18 protein-coding genes and 1 pseudogene are annotated in these 24,685 nt (G+C 54.3%); 14 read left to right on the top strand and 5 right to left on the bottom strand.

Going from position 1 to position 24,685, the window contains the following annotated elements; translation table 11 throughout:
- The first annotated feature begins 11 nt into the window (after positions 1-11).
- Entirely contained in the window at positions 12-1,130 is a 1,119-nt protein-coding gene (rlmG, locus tag LC417_RS15310) for a 23S rRNA (guanine(1835)-N(2))-methyltransferase RlmG (protein ID WP_223566108.1), read from the top strand.
- Here the strand turns inward: rlmG and LC417_RS15305 are convergent, their stop codons facing one another.
- Positions 1,131-3,149, bottom strand: coding sequence for an NADPH-dependent 2,4-dienoyl-CoA reductase (locus LC417_RS15305; protein WP_033772681.1), 2,019 nt, complete (start codon positions 3,147-3,149; stop codon positions 1,131-1,133).
- 267 nt (positions 3,150-3,416) lie between these two features.
- On the bottom strand, positions 3,417-4,124 hold the full coding sequence (locus LC417_RS15300) for a polyphenol oxidase family protein (RefSeq protein WP_033780657.1): 708 nt from the start codon (positions 4,122-4,124) through the stop codon (positions 3,417-3,419).
- A 106-nt stretch (positions 4,125-4,230) separates the two neighbouring features.
- Between LC417_RS15300 and LC417_RS15295 the strand changes: the two genes are divergently transcribed.
- The 4 genes from LC417_RS15295 (at position 4,231) to LC417_RS15280 (ending at position 9,419) form a co-directional block, all read left to right on the top strand.
- Positions 4,231-5,040 carry a 5'-nucleotidase, lipoprotein e(P4) family gene (locus tag LC417_RS15295; RefSeq protein WP_010699771.1) on the top strand — a complete coding sequence of 270 codons (810 nt, stop codon included), beginning with the start codon at positions 4,231-4,233 and terminating at the stop codon, positions 5,038-5,040.
- 580 nt (positions 5,041-5,620) lie between these two features.
- On the top strand, positions 5,621-6,256 hold the full coding sequence (locus LC417_RS15290) for a carbonic anhydrase (RefSeq protein WP_029519418.1): 636 nt from the start codon (positions 5,621-5,623) through the stop codon (positions 6,254-6,256).
- A complete protein-coding gene (locus tag LC417_RS15285; protein WP_223566107.1) occupies positions 6,253-7,728 on the top strand; it encodes a SulP family inorganic anion transporter in 1,476 nt (491 codons plus the stop codon). The genes LC417_RS15290 and LC417_RS15285 overlap by 4 nt, the downstream gene beginning before the upstream one ends.
- A gap of 269 nt (positions 7,729-7,997) precedes the next feature.
- Positions 7,998-9,419, top strand: a complete 1,422-nt coding sequence (locus LC417_RS15280) for a GGDEF domain-containing protein (RefSeq protein WP_010256586.1) — start codon at positions 7,998-8,000, stop codon at positions 9,417-9,419.
- 20 nt (positions 9,420-9,439) lie between these two features.
- Here LC417_RS15280 and ddlA read toward each other — a convergent pair whose 3' ends face one another.
- Both ddlA and LC417_RS15270 read right to left on the bottom strand, forming a co-directional pair.
- Positions 9,440-10,537, bottom strand: a complete 1,098-nt coding sequence (gene ddlA / locus LC417_RS15275) for a D-alanine--D-alanine ligase (RefSeq protein ID WP_223566106.1) — start codon at positions 10,535-10,537, stop codon at positions 9,440-9,442.
- Positions 10,538-10,761: 224 nt separating this feature from the next.
- The gene (locus LC417_RS15270) at positions 10,762-19,347 is read right to left on the bottom strand and encodes a GH36-type glycosyl hydrolase domain-containing protein (RefSeq protein WP_374197800.1); all 8,586 of its coding nucleotides are present in this window, start codon (positions 19,345-19,347) and stop codon (positions 10,762-10,764) included.
- A 308-nt stretch (positions 19,348-19,655) separates the two neighbouring features.
- Between LC417_RS15270 and LC417_RS15265 the strand changes: the two genes are divergently transcribed.
- Positions 19,656-19,811 carry a YnfU family zinc-binding protein gene (locus tag LC417_RS15265; protein WP_216844881.1) on the top strand — a complete coding sequence of 52 codons (156 nt, stop codon included), beginning with the start codon at positions 19,656-19,658 and terminating at the stop codon, positions 19,809-19,811.
- A 118-nt stretch (positions 19,812-19,929) separates the two neighbouring features.
- Here the strand turns inward: LC417_RS15265 and LC417_RS15260 are convergent, their stop codons facing one another.
- Positions 19,930-20,202 carry a hypothetical protein gene (locus LC417_RS15260; protein ID WP_223566104.1) on the bottom strand — a complete coding sequence of 91 codons (273 nt, stop codon included), beginning with the start codon at positions 20,200-20,202 and terminating at the stop codon, positions 19,930-19,932.
- Between the two features lie 211 nt (positions 20,203-20,413).
- Here LC417_RS15260 and LC417_RS15255 point away from each other — a divergent pair, with 211 nt between their 5' ends.
- From LC417_RS15255 to LC417_RS15220, 8 genes and pseudogenes are all read left to right on the top strand, one after another.
- Positions 20,414-20,656 carry a tail fiber assembly protein gene (locus tag LC417_RS15255; protein ID WP_223566103.1) on the top strand — a complete coding sequence of 81 codons (243 nt, stop codon included), beginning with the start codon at positions 20,414-20,416 and terminating at the stop codon, positions 20,654-20,656.
- A 476-nt stretch (positions 20,657-21,132) separates the two neighbouring features.
- The gene (locus LC417_RS15250; RefSeq protein ID WP_223566102.1) at positions 21,133-21,354 is read left to right on the top strand and encodes a hypothetical protein; all 222 of its coding nucleotides are present in this window, start codon (positions 21,133-21,135) and stop codon (positions 21,352-21,354) included.
- A gap of 441 nt (positions 21,355-21,795) precedes the next feature.
- Complete coding sequence (locus LC417_RS15245) at positions 21,796-22,239, top strand: STM2901 family protein (protein ID WP_187491949.1); 444 nt, start codon at positions 21,796-21,798, stop codon at positions 22,237-22,239.
- An 8-nt stretch (positions 22,240-22,247) separates the two neighbouring features.
- Positions 22,248-22,559, top strand: a complete 312-nt coding sequence (locus LC417_RS15240) for a DUF1493 family protein (RefSeq protein WP_182505029.1) — start codon at positions 22,248-22,250, stop codon at positions 22,557-22,559.
- Positions 22,560-22,567: 8 nt separating this feature from the next.
- Positions 22,568-22,936 (top strand): annotated as a pseudogene (locus LC417_RS15235) (STM2901 family protein); the annotation flags it as partial.
- Complete coding sequence (locus tag LC417_RS15230; protein ID WP_223566100.1) at positions 22,933-23,256, top strand: DUF1493 family protein; 324 nt, start codon at positions 22,933-22,935, stop codon at positions 23,254-23,256. The pseudogene LC417_RS15235 and the gene LC417_RS15230, both read left to right, overlap by 4 nt.
- A 3-nt stretch (positions 23,257-23,259) precedes the next feature.
- Positions 23,260-23,319, top strand: coding sequence for a hypothetical protein (locus LC417_RS22600; protein ID WP_163850140.1), 60 nt, complete (start codon positions 23,260-23,262; stop codon positions 23,317-23,319).
- A gap of 55 nt (positions 23,320-23,374) precedes the next feature.
- Positions 23,375-24,109, top strand: coding sequence for a phage tail sheath family protein (locus tag LC417_RS15220; RefSeq protein ID WP_223566099.1), 735 nt, complete (start codon positions 23,375-23,377; stop codon positions 24,107-24,109).
- Positions 24,110-24,685: the final 576 nt, after the last annotated feature.

Here is a 24,685-nt window from a genome sequence, read left to right as displayed (position 1 = left end):
CCGGAGAATTCATGAGCCAACTTGAACTGAACGATCGCACACTGATCCTGCATCGCTTCCCGCAGATGCGTGACGAAAGTCCATTACAAGCCTGGGATGCGGCTGATGAATATCTGTTACAGCAGGCGCTGCCAGAGGGGCCGGTGCTGGTCTTCAACGACAGTTTCGGGGCCTTAACCTGCGCCCTGAATTCGCGTACCGTCTGGCACATCAGCGACTCCTGGCTGAGCCAGCAGGCCGCCCGTCAGAACCTGACCTTTAATGGGCTGGATGACAGCGACGTTCACTTTGTTGATAGCCTGGCTGACCTGCCTGCTTCACCTGCGGCTGTGCTGATCAAGGTGCCTAAAACCCTGGCGCTGCTGGAGCACCAGCTGCGCGCCATTCGCGAAGTCGTCACGCCTGATACGGTGATTCTGGCAGCGGCGCGCGCCAAAGAGATCCATAACTCTACCCTGCAGCTGTTCGAACAGATCATTGGTGAAACCAAAACCTCACTGGCGTGGAAAAAAGCGCGTCTGATCTACAGCCAGTTCAGCAAGCCTGAACTGCGTGAGGCCACGCCGACGCTGGTCTGGCCGCTGGATGGTACCCCTTATCAGATTCACAACTACGCCAACGTCTTTTCACGCGCTTCGCTGGATATCGGCGCACGGCTCTTTGTGCAGCATCTGCCGGAAAACATTGAGGGCGAGATTGTCGATCTCGGCTGTGGTAACGGCGTGGTGGGGCTGGTGGCGCTGGAGCAGAACCCGCAGGCCGAAGTGCATTTCCTTGATGAGTCTTACATGGCGGTCGCTTCCAGCAAGCTTAACGTGGAAGTGAACCGTCCTGAGGATCTGTCACGCTGTCAGTTCCTGGTGAACAACGTGCTGAGCGGCTATCCGTCAGATCGGCTGCACGCGGTGCTGTGCAACCCGCCGTTCCACCAGCAGCACGCGGTGACCGATCACCTGGCATGGCAGATGTTCCGCGATGCCAAACGCTGCCTTCAGTATGGCGGCGAGTTGCGCATTGTCGGCAACCGCCACCTCGATTATCACCACAAGCTGAAGAAGCTGTTTGGTAACTGTACGCTGATCGCCTCTAACCAGAAGTTCGTGGTGCTGCGCGCGGTGAAAATGCGCTAGTCAGACGGTTAATGCCAGCTGCGTCGCCTGCGCAATCGCACGGCGCGCATCCAGCTCCTGCGCCACATCCGCACCGCCGATGACTGTCACCCTCTGTCCTTTTGCACGCAGCGCGGCTTCCAGTTCGCGCTGCGGCTCCTGTCCGGCACAGATAATCACATTATCGACCTCCAGCAACAGCGTTTCGCCGTTGCGCCGCAGATGCAGGCCGCTGTCATCAATCGCCAGATACTCAACGCTGCCCCACATTTCTACGCCCTGCGCCTGCAGACTGGCGCGATGGATCCAGCCGGTGGTTTTTGCCAGCCCGGCACCCGGTTTTCCCGATCGGCGTTGCAGCAGCCAGATTTGCCGTAGCGCGGCAGGGGGCTCGGGTTTCATCACGCCGCCACGCTGCGTCAGGCTGTGGTCGATGCCCCATTCGGCATAAAACGCCGCCAGATCCTCGTCATGGGATGGCTGTGACAGATACTCCGCCACATCAAAGCCAATACCGCCGGCGCCGATAATCGCTACCCGTTTCCCCACCGGGCGCTTATCGCGCAGCACCTCCAGATAGCTCAGCACGCTGGGGTGGTCGATGCCCGGAATATCGGGCGTACGCGGCTGAATGCCGGTCGCCAGCACCACTTCATCGGCGTCACTCAACTGATCCGCCGTCACCCGACTGCCTGTCTGAACCGTCACGCCTGCGGCCGCCAGCTCATGCCGGAAATAGCGCAGCGTTTCGCTGAACTCTGATTTGCCAGGGATCAGCCGTGCAAGATTGAACTGGCCGCCTATCTCCGGCGCGGCCTCATAGAGGGTTACCTGATGGCCGCGCTGCGCCGCCTGTAGCGCAAACGCCATGCCGGCCGGACCGGCACCCACTACGGCCAGCCTGCGCGGGGCGGTGCTGGCGATGACCGGCATCAGCGACTCATGGCAGGCGCGCGGATTGACCAGGCAGGAGGTGATTTTACCGGCGAACACCTGATCGAGGCAGGCCTGATTACAGGCAATGCAGGTGTTGATGCTGTCCGGTTCACCGCGCTGGGCTTTAGTGACAAAGGCGGGATCGGCGAGAAAAGGGCGCGCCATCGACACCATATCGGCGCAGCCGGACTGCAACAGCTGCTCGGCGACGGCGGGATGGTTGATGCGATTGGTAGCGATGACCGGCACCTTCACCTGTTCACGCAGGCGTTGCGTCACCCACGCAAAGGCCGCACGCGGCACGCAGGTGGCGATGGTCGGGATGCGCGCCTCATGCCAGCCAATACCGGTATTGAACAGCGTGACGCCGCACTGCTCCAGCTCGCCCGCCAGCAACAGCGTCTCCTCCAGCGTGCTGCCCTCTTCGATCAGGTCGAGCATCGACAACCGGAAGATGATGATAAAGGCGTCGCCGGTCGCGGCGCGAACGGCTCGGGTAATCGCCAGAGCGAACTGCATCCGCTGCCGGAAGTCGCCACCCCAGCGGTCGGTGCGCTGATTGGTGTGCTTTACCAGAAACTGATTAATCAGGTAGCCTTCGGAACCCATGATCTCCACGCCATCGTAGCCCGCCTGCTGTGCCAGTCGGGCGCAGCGGGCAAAGTCATCAATGGTCTGTTCAATCGCCGCCTCGCTCATCGCCTGTGGCGTAAACGGATTAATCGGCGCCTGGCGTGCTGAGGGCGCAACCAGATCGGGCTGATAGCTGTAACGACCGGTATGCAGGATCTGCAGGGCGATTTTGCCCTGATGCTGATGTACTGCCTCCGTGATCTGCCGGTGCCAGTCACATTGCGTCTCGTCGGTGAGCATCGCGCCATGCGCGGTGGTGACACCCTGGGCATTGGGGGCGATGCCGCCGGTGACGATCAGCGCGACACCTTCACGCGCCCGCTCGCCGTAGAAAGCCGCCAGCCGGGCTGCGCCATCCGGGTGTTCTTCCAGTCCGGTGTGCATTGACCCCATCAGAAAGCGGTTTTTCAGTCGGGTAAAGCCAAGGTCCAGCGGCGTAAACAGCGCAGGATAGTCAGGATTGACGGACATGATAGTCACTCACGGTAAAGTGGTCGGATGAGTTCACTCTAGCCACTTCTGCGTTAAAAAAAAGTGAAAGAATGTCAGGGTGTGAGTGAAATCATAAACAACGGCAGGGGAGTGAGGTGAGTAACAAAGAGTGGGCGGAGGTAGCCCGTGCCTTGCGCAAAGAGGTTAAGACCGCCATCCGTGGCCCGCGTAGCTTTGCGACAGGCGTCAGCGCCCGTCGCAGTTCAGATTCCACTACATGCTGTCAGCGCGGTGCCAGAAAACCCATTAACGTCGACGGATCCACGAATAGCGGGAGTGATAGCCGCTGCCGTGGTGGGTATTAAAGCGGTAGCTTGAACCGCTTTCGGCCATACAGTAGGTGCAGACATTGACGTTATCGATCTGCGAAGCCGGCACACCCGCGTTTATCAGCAACTGCGTCGCCAGCGCAGGCAGATCGAACCAGACACCCTGCTGGCGGGCAGCGGCCTGTGGACGTTGCGCCAGAGGATTAACCGGCTGGTTCTGGTGCCAGCGCAGCCCGCTGGCCAATGCCGGGTTCTGCGCAATCTCCGCCAGCTGCGGTTCGGCCAGTTCATAACAGCAGGGGCCCATCGCCGGACCGATCGCCACCATCAGGTTCTGCGGCTCACAGCCCTGCTCGCACAGTTTTTCAACCGCGCGGGTCAGCACACCCGCCAGCGTACCTTTGAGTCCGGCATGAACCGCGGCCACGATCCGCTGCTGGCGATCGGCGAACAGCACTGGCAGGCAGTCGGCGGTGTAGACCGCCACCGGGCGCGTCCCGCTGCCAATCACGCCATCAGACTCGCAGCTTTTGGGTGGGATGTTCTCGATATCGGTGACCACGGTCGCGCTGTGGCGCTGATGTCCATAGGCGGCATCAGCGGGTGGTGGCTCTCCGGCTGGCTGAAACGCATATTCGAGCCACTCCAGCGAATCGAGCAATGGCGAGCGCGGGATCACGGCCATAGGAATCTCCTGTTATAACAGCGTGCGTTGGGCTGCCCACAGCTTACGTTAACTGCTACATTTTTGAAGCTTCTCCTCAGACCTTTCTCACCTTAAGGATGAAATGATGAAAACCTCCGCAAAACTGGCTGCATCCGGACTGGTCGCGCTGCTGCTTACCGGCTGCGCCTCGTCGACACATCAGACCGCGCAGCAGCAACTCGGCCAGCAATCGGTGCTGGCGGTAAACTGGTTCCAGCAGTCTGGTGAATATCAGGCGCTGACCTGGCAGGCATTTAATACCGCGCGTATGGCGTTTGATCAGGCCCCCTCGCTGACTGGCAAACCCAAAGCGGTGATTGTCGATCTGGATGAGACGATGCTGGATAACAGCGCCTATAGCGCGTGGCAGGCGAAGAACGGCCAGCCGTTCAGCAGCAAAACCTGGTCAGCCTGGACGCAGGCGCGGCAGGCGAAAGCGGTGCCGGGCGCGATAGAGTTTGCGCGTCATGTCACACAGAATGGCGGCACGCTGTTCTATGTGTCGAACCGCGATCAGAAAGATTACGCGGCCACGGTCGCTAACATGCAGCAGCTTGGCTTCCCCAACGTCAGCGATAAAACGGTACGTCTGAATACTGACAGCTCCAATAAGCAGGCGCGTTTCGATGCCATTAAAAATGCCGGCTATAACGTGGTGCTCTACGTTGGCGATAACCTCAACGATTTTGGTGGCGCGACCTGGCATCAGGGTAATCAGACGCGTCGTGATTTTGTGAATCTTAACCATCAGCAGTTTGGAACGCAGTTCATCGTGCTGCCGAATCCGCTCTACGGCGACTGGGAGAGCGGAATGGCGGAAAACTACAATAAACTGACACCGGAACAGCAGCTGTCAGTGCGGGAATCGCGCCTGCAAAGCTGGAACGGTAAATAATTCGTCAAGAAAAAGAGCCTGACCGGGTCAGGCTCTGTTAAAACGTGGTCCTGATTTACTTTCTCCCGTCACTATTTTGCTGCAAATTAAATTAATTATCTCTTGCTTCATTCTTATATAAAATCAGGCATATCTGACTGGCTATCAGCAATTAAGCCGGTTGATCGTGCTAATGGTTAATTTTTTAATTAAGAGTATTCCTGGTAAAAAGCAGGCCGGTTGGTATGGCAGTGAATATCCCCTTGGTCAATGATTGTATTTTTTTGTCAGCAGTAACTTTAGTTTATTATCTTTTATATTTTAATTTATTGATATTGTTGGTTTTAAAATGATTTCCGCTAATTATTCCACTTCTCTTCTGCTTAATTAAATTTACTTAACCCTGACTCTTACTGACGCCGGATTGACAAATAGCATGATGTTAAAGTGCTGTGAAATATTGCTCGTGCATTGGTAATGGTTAGCGGCTATAACCTTTTTCTGTGACTCAGTTCTTATTTACCTGGCGGCTCACGCTTTATTTGTGAGCCGATACACTTTGTGGTTAGCCAGGATGCGACATCCCGGTAGTAGAGAGAAGATGATTGTGACGACACTTAAACCCTTATTAGCGAAAAATCGCAGTTGGGCATTACAGCGCCGCCAGCGTAATCCAGACTACTTTAAAAAATTCCTTCATCAGCAAAAGCCGCACTCACTCTGGATAGGTTGTTCTGATAGTCGCGTTCCGGCAGAAGTCTTAACCGGCTCCCATCCTGGCGAACTCTTTGTGCATCGTAATATCGCCAACATGGTGATTGAGGACGATGACAATTTACTGAGCGTGCTGCAATACGCGCTCTTCTTTCTCGGTGTAAAACGCATTGTATTAAGCGGCCACTATGGCTGCGGTGGGGTGGAAGCTGCGCAGAATCTGCCGGGCAGCGTGCTGGACGGGCAGGAGAGCGCGCTGGCGAGACGCATTCAGACGTTGCGTCATGACATTCAGCATGGCCTGGCGGAAAGCCCCCCTTCAGACGCGGAGCCGGGTGAACAGCTCGATCGGCTGGTTGAGGCCAACGTTAAGGCGCAATTCGCCAGACTGGTGAAATCTGAACCGGTCCGGCAAATCTGGCAATCGGGCCAGGAACTGGAGGTGTTTGGTTGTGTGTATGACCTGCGCTCCGGCCATCTTAAAGAGCTGATTCATCAATCTGCAGAGGAACCTTCATTATGAACCTCGATACCCTGCGTCGTGATATTCCTGCGGGTCTGGTGGTGTTTCTGGTCGCCTTACCGCTCTGTCTTGGCATCGCACAGGCCAGCGGATTACCGCCGTTTGCCGGTCTGCTGACCGGTGTGATTGGCGGCCTGGTGGTCACATCACTGAGTCCGTCCCGGTTTGCCGTCAGCGGCCCGGCGGCAGGCCTTGTCACCATCGTCGTCGCCTCAATGGCGTCTCTGGGCAGTTTTTCCGCCTTTCTCACCGCGCTGATTATCGCCGGAGCACTGCAATGTCTGTTTGGCCTGCTGCGTGCCGGACGGTTTATTTCGCTGGTGCCGGGCAGCGTCATCAAAGGGATGCTGGCGGCGATCGGTTTGCTGCTGATCATGCAGCAGATCCCGGTGGCGCTGGGAGCCGCGGGCGATGCGGAGCTGGTTTCACTGGTGACCGGTGAGATGACCTTCTCGCTGCCCGCGGTAGCGGTAGCGGGTGTCGGCCTGGCCATTTTATGTCTCTGGACTACCGCACCGGTGAAGCGGTTCAAAGCGCTGGCCTGGATCCCTGGGCCGCTGATTGCCGTGCTGATAGGCTGCCTTGCTACCGTCGTGGGTGGACGGCTGTTCCCGGAAATGACCAGCGGTCTGGCGCGTATTTCGTTGCCCGCTTTTGACAGCATTTCCGCGCTGGTAGCAGAGCTGGAAACGCCCGACTGGATGGCCTGGCAGAATCCGCAGGTCTGGGTTGTTGCGGTAACCTTAGCCCTGGTCGCCAGTCTGGAAACGCTGCTGAGTCAGGAGGCGCTGAAAAAACTGCGTCCTCAGACGCCCGCGCCATCGCCTAACAAAGAGATGTTCGCGCAGGGCATCGGTAACCTGGCGGCCGGTTTTCTTGGCGCGATGCCGATCACGGCGGTGATCGTGCGCAGTTCGGTTAACGTCAGTGCGGGCGCGCAGACCAAACTGTCGATCTTCATTCACGGTGTGCTGCTACTGATTTGCGGTATGTGGTTCAGTGAGATGCTGAACGCCATTCCGCTGGCCAGCCTCGCTGCCGTGCTGCTCTATACCGGCTACAAGCTGGCGACACCCAAACTGTTTATTGAGCAGTTCCGGATGGGCGCCCAGCAGTACGTGCCGTTTCTGGCCACCATCGTCGGTATTATTACGCTGGGCATGCTGGTCGGGATTGGTATCGGCATCGCCACGCAGATCCTCTATAGCATCTATAAAAGCCATCGCAACGCGCTGCAGCTCACCCGCTATGACGACCACTACGTGCTGCGCTTTCAGCAGAACCTGACCTTTATGCACAATCCAAAGCTGCAGGGATTGCTGGATGAGATCCCGGAGAACAGCGTAGTCATCGTCGATAACGACAATGCGGAATATATCGATCCCGACGTCAAAGCGGTGCTGAAAGATTTTGGCGATAACGCCGACAAACGCGGCATTCGCCTGAGTCAGTGGCCGGTTGCCGTAAAATAGCGTTTAGCGCAACGGTAAAGTCGTCAGAACAGCAAAAATCGGATATCTCGGATATCCGATTTTTTTATTTGCGATGCATAATAGAGCCCCAGTTTTTGCTGTCATCTGATGGGTTTAGCCTCAAAACGGTAACTTTTCTGAGTTAGCCCATGAAACGAGGTTTTATCGCCGGATGACATTGAGGATATTCAGGATTTAATCATTCTGACACCACGCGCCTGTCCAGGCTGGCGTGGACAGCCAGCCTCTCTGTGACAAGGTCCGGATGTATGCGCATACAGCTGTTTGAAGAGCACAACGTTAAGAAGAACGCATTTTCACTGTTTTTAATCACGTTGCTGTTTTGCTTTATCGGCGGACACCTGCGCTTTCCACAGGAGCTGTCGCTGTTCTGGCCGGTCAACGCGATCGTCACTGGCGTGATCGTCCGGAATCCTTTTCTGCATCAGACCCGCTATTACCTGGCCACCTTTGCTGCGATGGTGTTAAACGACATCGTTTTTTCAGGCTGGGCGCTCTCTGCTTTTACCCTCAACATGGCGAATCTTCTGTTTGTGCTGGTGGCGGTGACGCTGCTGGTAAAACATCTTCAGCACGACTCCGGCAGCGAGCGTATAACCAGCGTGCTGCGCATTTTTCCGGCCTGTCTGCTGGCCGGACTGGCCTGCGCCAGCTGGGGGGCGCTGGCGCAGCAGGCCGATTTTAACAGCGGGCTGGTGACGGCCTGGGGCGAATGGTTCAGCGAACAGTTCTCAACCGGGCTGATGCTGCTGCCCTTTTTGCTGACGCGCGACTGGGCGTCGCTGTCGCCCCGGCAGTTTATGCAGATGCGCAAGCTGGCACCGGTTGTCGCCGTGATTTTTTCGCTGATGATTGGCGCGATGATGGGCGGCGCAGGCAGCCTGACGTTCCCGGTTCCGGCGCTGGTCTGGTGCGCCATCGTGCTGCCGATGCCGCTCACCAGCCTGGTGATTTTGCTCACCGGCATTAGCGAAATCATTCTGGTTTCGCACGGTGTGATGAATATCCAGGGCGATGACAATATGCTGCCGATTACCCATCTGACCTCGGCACGGCTGGGCGTGGCGACCATTGCGATCAGCCCGCTGATTGTGGCGGTGAGCATGGATGCGATTCGCCAGCTCAACCAGCGTCTGGCGCTGCGCGCCAACTATGACTTCCTGACCCGGCTACTGTCGCGGTCCGGCCTCTATGAAAGTCTGCGTGCTGAGCCGATCTTCCCGGACCGCCGGGCGGGCGTGATCCTGCTGGATGTCGACTACTTCAAAGCGATTAATGACAATTTTGGTCATGATGCGGGTGACAGCGTGCTGGAAGAGATCGCCCGCCGTATGCAGCGCGTCGTGGGTAAAGAAGGGCGCATCTGCCGTTTTGGCGGCGAAGAGTTTGCGGTGGTGCTGTTCGACCAGAATCCGGAAAAGCTCTACTTTCTTGCTGAGAGCATCCGGCAGAAGATGGCAAAAGAAAAGTTCTGGCTGCAGGGCAGTACGGCCACGGTCACTGTCAGTCTGGGGCTGGCGCATGGCAGTGCCGGTGAGGCGACGGAGTGGCACCGCGTGATCAACCGGCTGATCTCCGCAGCCGATAAAAACCTCTATCTGTCGAAACGCAATGGCCGCAATCAGACCTCGCCGGTTAACTACCGTGCCATCACCAGCGACGTGGCATAACGCCACGCCGCCGGGTTCTGTCAGCTGACGCTGCTTTTCAGGGTACTGGCCTGCTGGTGGCGTTCAATCGCCAGGTCGATCAGGCGACTGATCAGATCCTGATAGCTGAGGCCGGCTGCCTGCCACAGTTTCGGATACATGCTGATATTGGTGAAGCCGGGCAGGGTATTCACTTCGTTGACGATAATTTCGCCATCGGCAGTTAAAAATACATCGACGCGCGCCATGCCAAAGCACTCCAGCGCGGTAAAGGCTTTGATGGCGACCTCACGTATTGCATCGCTGGTTTCCGGTGAAATGGCTGCCGGGACCACCGTCTGCGCACCGCTCTCGGAGATATATTTGGTGTCATACGAATAGAAGGCGTCATGCACCACCACTTCACCGCAGGGGCTGGCTTCAGGGGCATCGTTGCCCAGCACCGCACACTCGATCTCGCGGCCTTTGATACCCTGCTCAATCAGCACCTTGCGGTCAAAGGAGAAGGCCAGCGCCAGCGCGGCATCAAATTCTTCAATGCTATCCACTTTGCTGACGCCCACCGATGAACCCTGGTTGGCGGGTTTGATAAACAGCGGCAGGCCAAAGCGGGCAATCACTGCGCTGGCGTCCAGTTGTGCACGCTGGGCCTGGGTGACGCTCACCCACGGCGCGACGTTGAGGCCGGCGTCGCGCAGCAGGCGTTTGGTAAAATCTTTATCCATGCTGACCGCAGAGCCCAGCACGTCGGAACCGACAAAAGGTAACGAGGCCATACGCAACAGGCCCTGCAGGGAGCCATCTTCACCCAGCGTACCGTGCACGATAGGGAAAATAACGTCGATCTGCGACAGCGGATGGGCGTTATGACGGGTGATGATCTGCTGCTGAGTCATGCCGGGCACCAGCGCCACATCTTCAGCGGCGTGATTCAGCGCGATCAACGCCGGATTTTCAGCGTTCAGTAAGAAGTTTGAAGCATCGTTAAGACGCCAGTGTCCCTGCTTATCAATGCCCAGCAGCACCACGTCAAACCTGGTTTTGTCGATCGCCTCAAGGATATTTTTGGCCGACTGTAACGACACCTCATGCTCAGCCGATTTCCCACCAAACACGATCCCTACCCGCAACTTTGTCATCAATTTTGCCCACTGAAAAAATCAAAACCACAAGATAGCATGGGCTTCGCGAGGGAAAACAGGTCAGGGCAACAGATAATTGTGAGCAGGCGATTAACCCTCGCCATTCAACAGAACGCTGCCGTTGAGCTGCCCGTGGTGGCGCGGGTGGCAGCTCAACGGCCCGCTCGCAAAGGTCACTGAATCTCCTCTTTCACCTGATGCAGGAGGGTGTCTGGTTTAACTTAATCTGACGCAGAGCCCAGCCAGACTTCAACCTGATGTTCCTGGCGATGGCTTTCCAGCGCTATTTCGTCGCCGTCACACCGTTTGCCATCCAGCCACAGCTGATAGGTGCTGTCACCGCGAGTAATCCGGATGTTGTAGATCCCTTCTCCCTCACGGTAGACGATTTTTATCTCTGGCCAGTCAGCGGGAAGCTGTGGCCGGACAGACAGCGCGTTGCCGCGCCGGCTTATCCCAAGCAGACTCTCACTGATAAGCTGATAGGCCCAGCCTGATGAGCCGGTATACCAGGTCCAGCCGCCCCGCCCGCTGTGGCCTTCGGCCGCATACACATCCGCAGCCATCACATAAGGTTCCGCTTTGTAAATCGCCATATCCTGTTGATTGCCACTATGATTAACCGGATTAATCATAGAGAGCAGGGACCAGGCGCGCTCTGTTTCACCCATCGCCGCAAAGGCCATAATCGCCCACAGAGCCCCATGGGTGTACTGACCGCCATTTTCCCTGACGCCCGGTAAATAACCGCGAATGTAGCCCGGATTTGGCCCTGCACCATCGAAAGGCGGAGTGAGCAATTTAATCAGCCGGTTATCCTTATCAACCAGATGCTGATAAAGCGCCTCCATCGCTGACCGGCATCTGGCGTCCTCGCCTGCGCCAGAGAGTACCGACCAGCTCTGGGCAATGGCGTCTATCCGGCACTCACTGTCAGCATGTGAACCGAGCGTCTGGCCACTGTCAAAAAAGCCGCGCAGATACCATTCGCCATCCCAGGCCGCATGGTTAAGCGCGGTTTTGAGCGCCTGCGCATTGTCCAGACAGTGCCGGGCGGTATCGGTATCGCCGAACCGCACAGCCAGCGCGGCAAAGCGGTCCAGAACCGTATAGAGGAAGAAGCCGAGCCAGACGCTTTCACCTTTGCCGGCAATCCCGACGGTACTCATACCATCGTTCCAGTCCCCGGAGCCCATCAGCGGGAGGCCGTGCTGGCCGAAATTAAGGGCGTGGTTAACCGCGCGAACGCAGTGCTGCCATAGCGGTTCGTTAATCTTACTGACGCCCGGAAGCTCATAGACAGACTCTTCATCCTCTGCCAGCAGGCGACCTTCAAGGTAGCTGACGGGCTGTGACAGCAGCGCAATATCATCGGTTGCCTGCACATAGCGGCAAAGCGCATAAGGCAGCCACAGGTAATCGTCGGAGCAGCGGGTTCTGACGCCACGGCCAGCAGGCGGATGCCACCAGTGCTGTACATCTCCCTCGATAAACTGGCGGGATGCACACAGCAACAGCTGATCGCGCAGCCGCTGCGGGGCAGCGTGGGTCAGCGCCAGCGTATCCTGCAACTGATCGCGGAAACCAAAGGCACCACCGGATTGGTAATATCCGCTGCGCGCCAGCAAACGGCTGGCCAGCGTCTGGTAAAGCAGCCAGCCGTTTGCCAGTAAATCGACCTCCGTTGCCGGTGTCTGGATTTGCACTTTAGTCAGTAGCTGGTGCCAGTGCTGTTTAACTTTGGTCAGCTCGTTCTGAGCCTCCCCGGTGGAGAGGAACTGCTGCATCAGCGCGGTCACTGCACCCTCATCTTCCCCGACGCCGAGGGCAAAAACAAAGCTGCGGCTGTCGCCGTCAATCAGTGTCGTCAGCGTCTGCAGCGCGGCGCAGGGATCCATTCCTGCCCCGGTGTTACCCGACAGACCACGAACATTCATCATCGCGGGCTGCCGTGTGGTGCCGTTACGGCCCAGACACTCAAGCCGGTTGCCGCTATACGCAATCCGGGTACCTGTGACGGCAAAAAAAGCGGTCCGCGCAGAGCCCGTGCTGTTATAAAAGTTTCTGGCCAGAACCGCGCTGCCTGTGGCGATAGCGGCAGGGGACGTCACCACATGCCTTGCGGAGCGGCTCGCCAGCTCACCCAGAACCCATTCGACGTATCCGGTAATCGACAGATTACGCGTTTTGCCAGAGAGGTTACTCAGCGTCAGCAGGGAAAGTCTGACCGGCGCCTCCTCTGCCACGAACACCGTTAACGTGCTGCTGATGCCATACTCCGTGTGTTCAAACGTGCTGTAACCGAAGCCATGACGGGTCAGATAATCCCCCTTGCCGCGAACCGGAAGCGGCGTGGGCGACCAGACATCACCCGTCTCTTCATCACGCAGATAAAGCGCTTCGCCAGAGCTGTCACTGACGGGGTCATTGTGCCAGGGCGTCAGACGATATTCATGCGCGTTTTCATACCAGCTATAGCCCTGACCACTCTCGGAAATGACGGTACCAAGCTGGCTGTTGGCCAGCACATTGCACCACGGCGCAGGCGTCTGCTGCTGGCCGGAAAGAATGATGTGATATTCGCTGCCGTCCTCGTTGAAGCCACCGGTGCCATTAAAAAACTGCAACCGCTCCGGCGAAAAGGTGACGGCTGCAGGCGGCGGCGTCTTACTGACCGATGGAAACGCAAAAGCCGGCGGGGTGCGCACCGGTTTTAACAGCGTGCTGAGCTGATCGGCGAGGCTGCCGTTCCGGCCTTCCAGCACGACCGCCGCGACGCTCAGCAACAGTTGCAGATCGTCAGCGGAAAAACTTTCGCTTTTGCGGATAAATATGCCGCCAGGTTTGTCCGCCTGCTGCCGTTCATCTCCGGCAGGGATCAGGGTCGTGAGCTGATTGAACAGGTTCTGCTGGTAGCCGCCCTGGTCGCTGTTCAGGATGAGCAGATCGACCGTCAGTCCTTTTTGTCGCCAGTACTGGTGCGCCTGAATGAGCGTGGTGACCAGGTCGAGTTGATTAATGTTTTCTATCCGAACCAAAAGAATCGGCAGATCACCCGAAATCGCATGGCGCCACAATGACTCCTGGCCCAGCCGGTTCTGCATCAGCGCGTCTGATTCGCCACGCATTTCGGCGCTGGAAAACAGTACGGCACTGGCCAGCTGATTAAACAGGCTGGTATCTTCGGTGCGGATATTCAACTGACGCAAGGCGACCTGACTGTGGGACCACGCCAGTTCAAACACCCGATCGGCGCTGATGTGGTTACGGTACTTTTCAATCAGCGCAATAGTGGTGTCACGCTGAAGTGTCACACCGTAAAGCATATCGATGGTGACGGCCTCTCCCGCTTTTAACGTCACTGACTGGCGAATTGATAACACGGGATCTAACACCGCTCCCTGCTGACCCGTTAATTCACTGCCCGGCATCAGCGCCTGAGCATCGGCTGGCGTCCTGCCGCGCCCGAGAAAACGAGCCCGGTCGGTTTCAAAAGAGGTCTGGCGGCCGGTATTGCCATGTATCGCCATCGCGTGAAACATCCATGCCGTCACTTCTTTCTCTTCACGTGGCCGACGGTGAGCCAGAATCGCTTCCAGCCTGTCAACGATCTCAGTCTGGACGAACAGATTACTGAACGCAGGGTGGGCCATATCGCTGGCTGCTGGTGCCAGTACCACTTCGGTGTAGCTGGTGATATCAAACGGGCGGGTCTGACGGGAACGGTTAGTGACCGTGATGCGTCTGATCTCCACATCATCTTCCGGGGAGACCACGATATGCGTGTGAATGCTGAAGGTGGTGCCTGAAGCGTCAAACTCAATCCCGGCATCATTGAAACGGGTTTTATAATGCGGACGCTCGCAGCAGGTCGGCTGATAGCTGTGAGCAATCACTTCGGCGGATTGCTGATCGGTAACGTAGCAGAACGTTCCGTAGTTGTTGCTGGTGCTATCTGCACGCCAGCGGGTGAGTGCCAGCCCCTTCCACTGGCTGTAGCCTGTCCCCGCGTGCGTCACCATCAGATGATAATCTGCATTGGAAAGCAGCTGAAGTTGTGGCTGACGCGGATCTGAACCACTGAATTCACGCTGGTCGGGAATGCTGCGCTGCTGTTTAGGGTCACTGTTTTCGACAAAACTGCGGCGTGGGGTATAGAGCTCAATATCATCAGGCACTTTTTCCTGAAGCAGCAAACGCGAAGACTGAAACAGTGCGCTGGACATAAAGCGCGCGACCATGGGCGCATCCAGCAGCTGGTGAGAGAGTGCTAGCAATCCCATCGCCTGGTGATGGGCCATATACGATTTGACGATCGAAAATGGCTGACCGGGAGCCAGTCGGTCCGCGGTGAAATCCAGCGCTTCGTAATAACCGTAGTCACCGCTGGCACCCATTTTTTTAAGTCTTATCAGATTAGCTGTCGCCTCCTGCGGCAGCACCATCAGCGCCAGCAGCGTCGCATAGGGCGCAACAACATGATTGTCATTCAGGCCGCGTTTCAGACCCAGTTCCGGCGTACCAAATGCCCGATACTGGTAGTTATGATTAACGTCAAACGCAGCGTAACCCGATTCCGAAACGCCCCAGGGCGTATCGGTGCTGTTACCCGAGGCAATCTGTTGCCTGACCGCCGATAACGCCATCTTCTCCAGCAGCGTGTCGGGGTAAACCGGCATGACCAGGTGCGGCATCAGGTATTCAAACATTGAGCCGCTCCATGACATCACGGCGGGCTGGTTATTCAGCTGAGTAAATAAGCGACCCAGTACAAACCAGCTCTTGGCCGGAAGCTGGCTGGTGGAGATAGCAAAGTAGTGCGTCAGGCGGACTTCTGAAGGGAAAAGGTCATATTTGCTGGCGTCCAGCAGACCGCTGTCCATGTTGTAGCCCACGCTGAGTAAAGACGTGGCCGGATAATAGAGAAAGCGGAAGTCCATACTGGCGTGATCGCTAAGGCGGCTGTCCAGCTCCAGCAGGGCAGCCATCCGTTCGCGGGCGGCCCATATCGCAGTCTCTGCCTGTTTTTCCGGGAGTCCGGGGCGGTTCAGGTTCAACTCAGCGAGCCACAGCAATGACGGAATGTCGGCAGGCAGTGGCGCATCCGGGGTAACCCAGCTGAAAAGGAGGGCCCACTCCTGAGTGAAATCGACCAGCTGCTGGTGGAAAAGCGCCGGCCAGTTTACCCGCGTTGTCGGAAGATAAGCCTGTTCTGCCAATACGCTTAATGCCAGCAGAGCCTGCATCCCGGCGTGAAAATCGGCGGGTGAAGCGCGCTGCATCAGGCTTAGCTTAGCTGCGATTTGTTCCACTATGTCGCTGCGGGTGTCGCTCAGTTGGTCTTTAAGCAGTGAGAAGGTATCGGAGAGACCTTCCTGGATACAGGGGAGAGACATCACCGGCTGGTATTTCCACTGCGCCAGGCCAGCCTGAAGGGTTACAAGGTGAGCCGCCATATTACCGCTGTCTACGGTTGAGACGTAGCGTGGGTTCAGCGGTTTTAACGTCTGGGTGTCATACCAGTTATAAAGATGTCCTCTGAAATGCTCCATTCGATCAAGGGTATCGAGGGTGTCGAGCGTCCGGCTGATGACCCGATTCTGGCTGATATAACCAAAATCCCATGCCGTCAGGTTTGCCAGCAGCGACAGGCCAATGTTGGTCGGTGAGGTCCGGTGGGCCACCCTCGACTCCGGAATCTCCTGCAGATTGTCAGGCGGCAAATGGTTGTTGTCACTGCTGGCAAATTCGTTAAACCAGGCCCAGGTTTTACGCGCGGTGCGACGCAAAAAGAGGCGCTGTTCCGCTGAAAGGCTGCCCGGCTGAGCGCGTTTAGGCTGGCTCATGCGGCTCAGTAACGCGGGGGCGACCGCCCACAATAAAGCGAGCGCCAGTGCGACATGCGTCATCGACGGCATGCTCAGGCTGGTCAGGAATACCAGAACCGCGCCTGCTACCGGATTAATCCACATGCGGCGGTAGAAATGGCGCACATCAGACTCGACAGGTTTCTGTGATGAAGCGCTTTTCCACTCGTTCAGAAAGCGATGGCTGATAGTCAGGCGCCATAAGGTCACGATAATCGCCTTCAGCGACCAGTAACTCTCGTGAGGCAGAATGGCCAGCGCCAGGCCAGCGCGGGAGAGGCGGTTAAAGGCATCGGTGACCAGCATGGATAAATGCTGCCGCCAGGCACGCGTTTTACTTTTCGTCACCCCGTCGATTACCAACGCTGGCAGTCCCGGAAGCAGCAGAAAGAGCATGATGCACCCGACCCAGAATATTGGATTCGGTACTATCGTACACAGCATAAACACCAGCATCAGCAGGGCAGGCGCCACCAGGCTGCGGCGCAGGTTGTCTGTTAATTTCCAGCGGGAAAGCGCACTGAGCGGGTTCTTTTGACGACTGCAATCTTCCTGCCGCACCTGCAACCGTAGCCAGTTAAGGAGCTGCCAGTCGCCCCGCACCCAGCGAAATCGTCGGGCAACATCGCTCAGATAACTATCCGGATATTGTTCATACAGGACGACGTTACTGACCACACCGGAGCGGGCATAGCACCCCTCAAGCAGGTCATGGCTCAGCACCAGATTTTCCGGACAGGTATTGCGTATCGCCCGGCTAAAGGCAGCGACATCGTAAATACCCTTGCCGACAAATGAGCCTTCACCAAACAGATCCTGATAAATATCGGATGAGAGTGAGGAGTAAGCATCATTCCCCGGAATGCTGCTGCACAGCCGGGCATAGCGGCTCTGACCGTTAACCGGTATCTCTTCAGCCAGACGAGGCTGCAGGATGGCATAGCCTTCAACCACCCGATTTTTGACATCGTCGAATACCGGCGCATTGAGTGGGTGGGCCATGACGCCAATCAGCTTATGCGCAGTCTCACGCGGCAGTATTGTGTCGCTGTCGAGAGTAATCACATATTTAACGCTGTGCAGCTGCGTCTGCGTGGCACCTACCGTGACGCTGAAGGCGTTTTCTTCACCCTGAAGCCAGCGATTCAGGGCATGGATCTTACCGCGCTTGCGTTCATACCCCATCCAGACGCCCTGAGAAATATTATGGGTTCGGTCACGGTGTAACAGGGAGAAAAGCGCAATAGCCGATTTCCCCCCGCTGTAGCGCCGATTCAAAGCTTCCGTTTTCAGCACGGCGTAACGGATAAGCGCAGCGTCATGATGATGATCCTGTTCGGCGCTATCGGTAAAGTCGGTCAGTAACGCAAAACTGATATTCGCTAAGGCGTTACCGAGATAGCAAATTTCCAGAGAGCGCAACAGGGCGTCTGTTCCCTCATTGCTGCTGAGTAAACAGGGGATAACTACCAGTGTGCGGTCATGCTCCGGTACCGCCAGAGCATAATCGAGTCGGGGCAGGGGAAGCGGATGGCGGCTGCGGGTGGTTAACTCGCTCAGCAACTGCAAGGCTAGCTGGCTGCTGACAATGATGGCGGGCAGCACCAGCAACCAGAGTAAAGATGCCATGCCCGCCTGATGGGTGCTGTAGAGCATCTCGGCGGTAAACGCGGTTGTCAGCAGTAAAAGGCTACCTAACCAGGAGAGCAAAGGAGTCTGACTCAGATGCTGCCGGCTCCTGTTCAGCCACGTCACCTTAACGTCAAGCTGCTGTTCCAGTTGCTGAAATCCTTTATCCAGCAGGTAATAGCCGACATGCTGCTGACGCAGGGGAAGATCAGGCTGGCTTGCCAGCGTCAGCACAGCCTGGGCGACTTCACGTTCATCAAAGCGACTGTGCCGTGCCAGACGTTCAATCACGTGGCGGTAGTCATCGCGACTGTCAAAATGCATCAGCGGGTATGTCCCGGTGGGATCCTGCTGCAGGACTTTCTCAACCAGGCTGACGGATTCGACAAAGGCCTGCCAGTCAATTTCGCCGAGTTGTCGCAGGCCGGTAATACTGTTGCTGACAGAGAGCTGACTCAGGGCCAGCTGTCGGTTGAACTGCTCAATGACTTCCGAGGTTTTCCGGCCGGTATTTTCCAGCTGTTGTTCGACCCAGGTTAACGCCAGAGTATTGTTCTGGCCACTTAATCGCCGTTCAAGTTCAGCGACGAAAGCGCCGGAAACCTGTGGGTTCTGGCGGGCCATATCAGCGATGACCAGAATAACTTTTGACGCATCTTCGGCGGCAGTGGAGAGGATATCGCTGATCCACTGCTCCGCTTTATTACGTTCCTGATGTACCCTGGCCACGTCAGCCGCAATCCGGGACAGATTGTTGATAAGCGCAAACCGTAACATGGCAGGCAGGGCCCACAGTTCGCCGAGCAGCAGGGGCGTAACGCGCTGGTAAGCAGCGATAAAAGGATGCAGAACGCTGGTTTCCAGTCGGCCATCACTGTGCTTAATCATCTCCTCGGCGATAGCCTGGATGCGCAGGTAATGAGCCGACTCCTCCAGCATGGGCAGTCCTTTACCAAATTTTGCCGGTAACAGGTGCCGGACCAGGCGGATCTGCTCTTCAATGATGTAAAAATTATCCAGTATCCAGACGGCCGCCGGTGTCTGGCTGCGTTTATCGCCTTCACTCAGGATCTCTGCGCTGCGCGTCAATGACAATTCATTATCTGCCAGCTGCTGCAACAGTCGGTAGGACCATTTTCCACCCGACAGATTATGCGTTTTCGCTAATTTTTCGCCGTAGTTATCCATTTGTTCAGCCGAAAAAATATCTGGCCGATGGGCCTGATAAATACCTTCTGTCGGGAACAAAGGAAAATGCTCATCGGGTAATTCACTTTCCCGGCTGAACCACGTCGTCAGTTTTATTTTCACACTCATTTCCTTGCGCTTACGCAGCAGCTGGATCCGGAAAAAAAGAAAGGATGACAAAAAAGGAGCCAAAAGAAGGGCTGGAGGTGATAAACAGGTGTAGATGATATTGATTATAGTCCTGTTTCCGTTATTCGTAGCTATCCTGATTAACCGGCTGGCGTTCCTTTATGGCGATAAAATAAAGTTAAAAAAAATAAACAGCTGCCTTCTCCTCACCTTAGCCCTTTTTAACATCAGAGCCGACAGATAAAAAAATTAATTTACCTGCACTGTGTTACGCTGATGGCAACATTTCAGAGGATAACGACATGACCTGGTTGAGCTTTCTCTTCGACGCGCTACACAGCAGCGAAACCAATACACAGTGTCCGGTGTGTAAAAAGTTTTCCAGACAGTCTGTAGCTAAAAAGAATAAAGGACAGGCAGTCTTATGCCCTCACTGTAAGTCATTGTATGTTATATAAAGTCCGTCGTCTTTTTATGTTGCGAACAGCAGGCAGCAGCAAGTCATACTGTTTAACCTTATCCCTCATTGAGGCAATATCTTCGTAACATTAATTTCAATGTGCTGATAACTCTGCATTATCTTTCGTACTCGGTGAAATAACGCTTTGATTCACCCTGGTCGAGAAATTCGAATGGTGACAGTTGAATAATATCTGGTCCTGCAGACCACACTTCATTAACTCTTGAGATAATATCGCCTTCCTGAAGCGTCAGAAGGTTATTAATGCGTAACACAGCAAATCTGCCATTTTCAAATTCGACCTGATACAACGCAACTTTCTTCAGCGGCATGATGGTTCTTCCACGAATTACCCGGCAGCAGAGTTCAGCACTTGATGAACTTTTCATGATAAACCTCTAATCTATTCATACTCTTCTGTTCAATAAATTAATCTGCATAATTGTGAATCTGACCTCAGCGCACACGTTGTGCAGATTTCAATTGGCCCGTCTGGACTGCATTTGTTCATATCCGTAAATATAGCGGGTTTATGAAAATAATCTGATACACCCTCTGCCGGGTTAAAAAGTGACTCCGGAGTATTGTCGGGTTATCAGAATGAGGATTAGCGGTGTCTTTTACAGGGAAAATAGTGGGTATGAGAGTGTGAGGTTAAGCAGGGAAAGGAGAGGTGAACCTGTAACCCAGGTACCGGAAGGTGAAAATGCAGTGCTTCATGCTCTCAAAAGAATGGCCGTCGTAACCGATGAAGCAAACCGGACCACCACACCGCTGCTGGATGCGGTTGATATCAGCATTGCAGCTGATGACGAGCTCGCACGTCTGGCTGAGTGGAACTAACATTGCAGCGGATTTTTTATTACCCATCAATGAAAGTCACTGCAGACAGACATGAACCCATCCGGCAACTGATTACTGTTGTGATTAACGGTTTTTACCCAAAGTTCGATACTGAAGGTAAACAAGCTCTCGATTGTAAACCGGGATAGGGTGCTGGCAGACTGGGGGAAGGATTGGGTTCACAATTTATACTGACCCAATTTATCGCTAAAAAAATATTCACTCGTGACGTTACAGTTGAGGATGTTAAGCGGTTAGTCAGAGTTGCTTCTTCGCTATTGTTGAAGGTTCTCATAGTGCAAGGTTAGACTGAAGGGTTTAAGTCTCATCAAGGCGGATGCAAAGTAGATTTCTGATGGACTCTTCAAATGTTTTTCTAATGAATCTGGCTATGGTCTATTTCCTCTTAAAGTGGCCACTCAAATCCTATTTGATTCATATCAAGAGACATTGATTAATATGTGAAAGGATGCAAAATGAGCTCTGCAAAATCATTTCTTCTAAAATTCGGTAAGTTCATTGGTATACAAACTGCAAATATTTTTGAAGCCATCTCAACAGGGATTTTCTCATTTGCTGCATTTTTCTCTTTGTTCTTACTTGATGGCTGGCTGTGGAAAATTGTTGGTTTCTTCGGGTTCTTCATGCTTGCCTACTTTGTTGCTTACCTGATGGATAAGCTAAAAGGAAAAGCATGATCGGTATGGGGTGTGATCCGTAATTTAAGCTATCAAACAAAAATGCCGTGATACTGATTGTGACTTTCTTTGTAGTCGCCAAAGATAGCAATAAAACTATAAAGCTGACCATCAAAGCCAGGCTGATGCATATCATGAGCGGGATATTTATTAGCGAATTATGCACGGGTGACGGAGGTCGCAGCCGCTGCCGGGATTAATTACTGCTTCGGTTAAGATCGTGGCTTAAGTAATAGAAAAAGTATGTATAGGCCGTACGGACGTTAAACACAAAACTATCCTCTACAGAAGCCTGATGTAGAATGCTGAGACTATAGTTCCACAATGGCTTACAGCATTTTTGTATGTTTCAGTTAATTTTCTCAGTTAAATGATTCAGTATGGACCGGGCTAAACAGAGGCATTAAGATATTTATCTTCATTTGTGTCAGGTAAAACGGTATGGATACGACAGAGCAAATAAATGGAAGATACTTCTTTGATGGAATGAGTGTTGATGGTGATGAGCTTCTGTTTTGGCTTATACTTGATGAGTTCAAAAAAAACTTTAATGGAATAGCTGATATGGTTGCAGTCGCGTCAATGTTGGCAAGCTTCCCTGTGATTCCAGTCAGAGGTAAGCTGGATGCCCAAAAAACCACACGTGGAACCAGCCCGCTTTCTCTCGCAAGCCGAATGCTTATTCGCCAGCGTTTTCAGAAAAAACGTCGTACTATTACATGGAAAAAAATGCTGCGCGGTGAATGGGCATATACAACAAGTGTCGGGGCATATGTTGGACGTTGGGTGCCATGGATTGGCGCTGTGTTAACTGCATATGATCTTTCGATTATTAGCCGCAATGTTGTTCATCGATATATGCTGATTACAGGTGGAAAAGGATAAGGCTGGTTATGTGTAAAGTTGAAGATGTTCATCGTCTGATAAAGAAATACTTTTGGGAAATGCCAGATGATGCATCCCTGAGTACAGGTAAAAATTGCGTTTTGCCTGAAGAGGCTTTTGATTTTTTTGAAGAATATGCTGAACTATTTAGTGTTGATATGAAGCGATTTGATTTTCGTCTCTATTTCCCGGCTACAGGAATCCCTTTTTTGCCGAACGCTATTTTGCCAAAATATCTGCGCACCGATCATCATCAGCCTGAGCCTTTAACTGTTCAGATGCTGATTAATTCCGCTGAGGCGGGGGAGTGGCTTTACTAAAATGTAAGCTTGATGAAACCCAGAAACAGTTGGGCGTGCAGGATATTGTAGCCGTTGCAAATATCATTCTCGGTAACAATAATATTGACGTGCCGGGGAAACCGCTCACGTCAACGCCAGGCACGTCGGTTGTGTCACTCTTTTTCCGCAGGCATATGTCCTATAAATTCCGGCGGCGCATTCTTCCGACTCTGACCTTAAAATCCTTCAGTCAGCGCGGGCTGAAAATTTTCTGGGTGAATAATCTGGGAGCCTTTGTGGGCAGGGCCGTGCCGGTTGTAGGGTGGGTTATTTTGGCAAATGATGTTGCGCAAATCAGTTTTCGTACCGTACATCGCTATAACATGATTGTGAGGCCGGAGGATAAAATCTGGTGAATGATATGACGACTAATCCTGACCTGGTGCGCAAATATATCCTGCGCGAACTGCCGCTGGTAACCACGCTTCTTTTAAAAAAGATTGAAATCGGTGACGATGATGTTTTGCAGGAGCTTTTTGAAGCAGAAGATATTGCAGAGGTATCGGAGAAATTTTTTCGTGATTTTAACGTACAGCCAGCAGGTTTTACGCTCGCCACTTATTTCCCCTGGAAAACCCGTTCTTTTTTCACGCGCGCGCCAGTAAAGCAGGGTAAAGCCCCCCTGACTATACGCATGTTTATTGAGTCAGCTGTTGCCGGTCGCTGGCTCTTTTAGTCACTGTCTGCGGGCAGCAGGTTTGTCCGTTGTGTCAGCTGCCACACAGTGACAACAGCATGATTTCCCTTCCCTAAAATCTGACCATCGCGGAACCCCTTCACAGGAGAACCGCCACATGTCACAGGATTATCACCACGGCATGCGCGTTGAGGAAATCAACGAAGGCACGCGAACCATCCCCACCGTTAGCACCGCGATTGTCGGGCTGATCTGTACCGGCGGCGACGGCGACGACGCGGCCACCTTTCCGCTAAATCGCCCAGTACTGTTAACCGACATACTCACCTTCAGCGGCAGGGGCGGATACAGGGAGCTCCAGACCGATCAGGCTATCCGTGAAATATCCATGAGCAGGGAAGTTAAAGCCGATACGGAAACGCGTGATCTGGTCAGCAGGGAAACGACAGTCAAAGCTACGGACAGGACCACTGTGATCGGAACGGCGTCACTGATGGCCGGAGCAATTCAGCACGTGACGACAGGCAATTACAGCGTGGCCACGCAGCAGAGCCAGCTGATTACAGTGGGCGGTAATGCGGAAACGGACATCACCGGCAGCGCGGCAATAGAAGTCGGGCAGGCACTGACTGAAAAAATTGGCCAGCTGCGCCAGAGCATTGCCGGAACGCGTCAGGAAGTTATCGCGCCGGTTGTGTGGATTGGTTCAGAGAAGATTAACGTGGCCCAGCTGATGCTCGATACCGTGGCGCTTGTTCAGCAGCTGGCTGACCAGCTGGCCAGCCATACGCACCCGTCAACCGGTCAGCCCACGAACAGCAGCGATATTGCAAAGAGCAGCCAGCAGGCCGCCGCGCTCAGTACGAAATATTCACCCGTCATAGGCAAGTAAGCCAGCACACTAACCCGCTATCGCAGCGGGTTTTTTAATGCCCGTCACCAGAACGCCTCAGACGCACGATGCGCCACGCAAAGGCACGCCCATCACGCACGACACGCACGACAACCATAAACAGGTCATCTGCACAGCGCGGCCCTGGCTGCGCGTCAGCACGGCAAAATAATCGTCCGGCAGACAAAATCGGCGCTACACCGCACCCGCCTGCAGGTTTTGCATCATAAAAATTTTTCAGTTCTATTTTTTTATAAAGGGCATGGCCAGACCGCGCCGGTGCTGGGGTTCTGCCGGAGTTCGCCAACTGAAAAGAGTGAAGGAGATTTCAGTGCTTTTCAGTTATGCGGATCAAGAATGGATCTCATAAAAATTATAAATGATTGGATTTAAAGTAAATTATTTTTTTTGGTCACTTTATGGTTCTCAAGCGAATCTCTATAACGTGTTTGTGACTAATGTGCAAAGCCAGAGAGGCTGGGTGCTGCAGAGTTTTTAGGACATTTCATAAAACTGAAAAGCTTAGCAATCCAAAAGCTGTTTACATAAACAGTGTTCTTATTGTAAAAAAGTACG

The organism is Pantoea sp. OVA07A (assembly GCF_019969975.1).
Classification (GTDB): domain Bacteria; phylum Pseudomonadota; class Gammaproteobacteria; order Enterobacterales; family Enterobacteriaceae; genus Pantoea; species Pantoea agglomerans.
Note: the sequence above shows the minus strand (reverse complement) of the source record. Positions and strands in the feature narration are given on the sequence as shown.

Excerpts from the sequence above, each read along its gene's own strand:
- LC417_RS15295 (WP_010699771.1), top strand. The coding sequence starts at position 4,231 with ATGAAAACCTCCGCAAAACTGGCTGCATCCGGACTGGTCGCGCTGCTG.
- LC417_RS15300 (WP_033780657.1), bottom strand. The coding sequence starts at position 4,124 with ATGGCCGTGATCCCGCGCTCGCCATTGCTCGATTCGCTGGAGTGGCTC.
- LC417_RS15250 (WP_223566102.1), top strand. The coding sequence starts at position 21,133 with ATGAGCTCTGCAAAATCATTTCTTCTAAAATTCGGTAAGTTCATTGGT.
- LC417_RS15255 (WP_223566103.1), top strand. The coding sequence starts at position 20,414 with ATGAGGATTAGCGGTGTCTTTTACAGGGAAAATAGTGGGTATGAGAGT.
- LC417_RS15245 (WP_187491949.1), top strand. The coding sequence starts at position 21,796 with ATGGATACGACAGAGCAAATAAATGGAAGATACTTCTTTGATGGAATG.
- LC417_RS15285 (WP_223566107.1), top strand. The coding sequence starts at position 6,253 with ATGAACCTCGATACCCTGCGTCGTGATATTCCTGCGGGTCTGGTGGTG.
- LC417_RS15240 (WP_182505029.1), top strand. The coding sequence starts at position 22,248 with ATGTGTAAAGTTGAAGATGTTCATCGTCTGATAAAGAAATACTTTTGG.
- LC417_RS15305 (WP_033772681.1), bottom strand. The coding sequence starts at position 3,149 with ATGTCCGTCAATCCTGACTATCCTGCGCTGTTTACGCCGCTGGACCTT.
- LC417_RS15280 (WP_010256586.1), top strand. The coding sequence starts at position 7,998 with ATGCGCATACAGCTGTTTGAAGAGCACAACGTTAAGAAGAACGCATTT.
- LC417_RS15290 (WP_029519418.1), top strand. The coding sequence starts at position 5,621 with ATGATTGTGACGACACTTAAACCCTTATTAGCGAAAAATCGCAGTTGG.
- LC417_RS15220 (WP_223566099.1), top strand. The coding sequence starts at position 23,375 with ATGTCACAGGATTATCACCACGGCATGCGCGTTGAGGAAATCAACGAA.
- LC417_RS15265 (WP_216844881.1), top strand. The coding sequence starts at position 19,656 with ATGACCTGGTTGAGCTTTCTCTTCGACGCGCTACACAGCAGCGAAACC.
- LC417_RS15260 (WP_223566104.1), bottom strand. The coding sequence starts at position 20,202 with ATGAAAAGTTCATCAAGTGCTGAACTCTGCTGCCGGGTAATTCGTGGA.
- ddlA (WP_223566106.1), bottom strand. The coding sequence starts at position 10,537 with ATGACAAAGTTGCGGGTAGGGATCGTGTTTGGTGGGAAATCGGCTGAG.
- rlmG (WP_223566108.1), top strand. The coding sequence starts at position 12 with ATGAGCCAACTTGAACTGAACGATCGCACACTGATCCTGCATCGCTTC.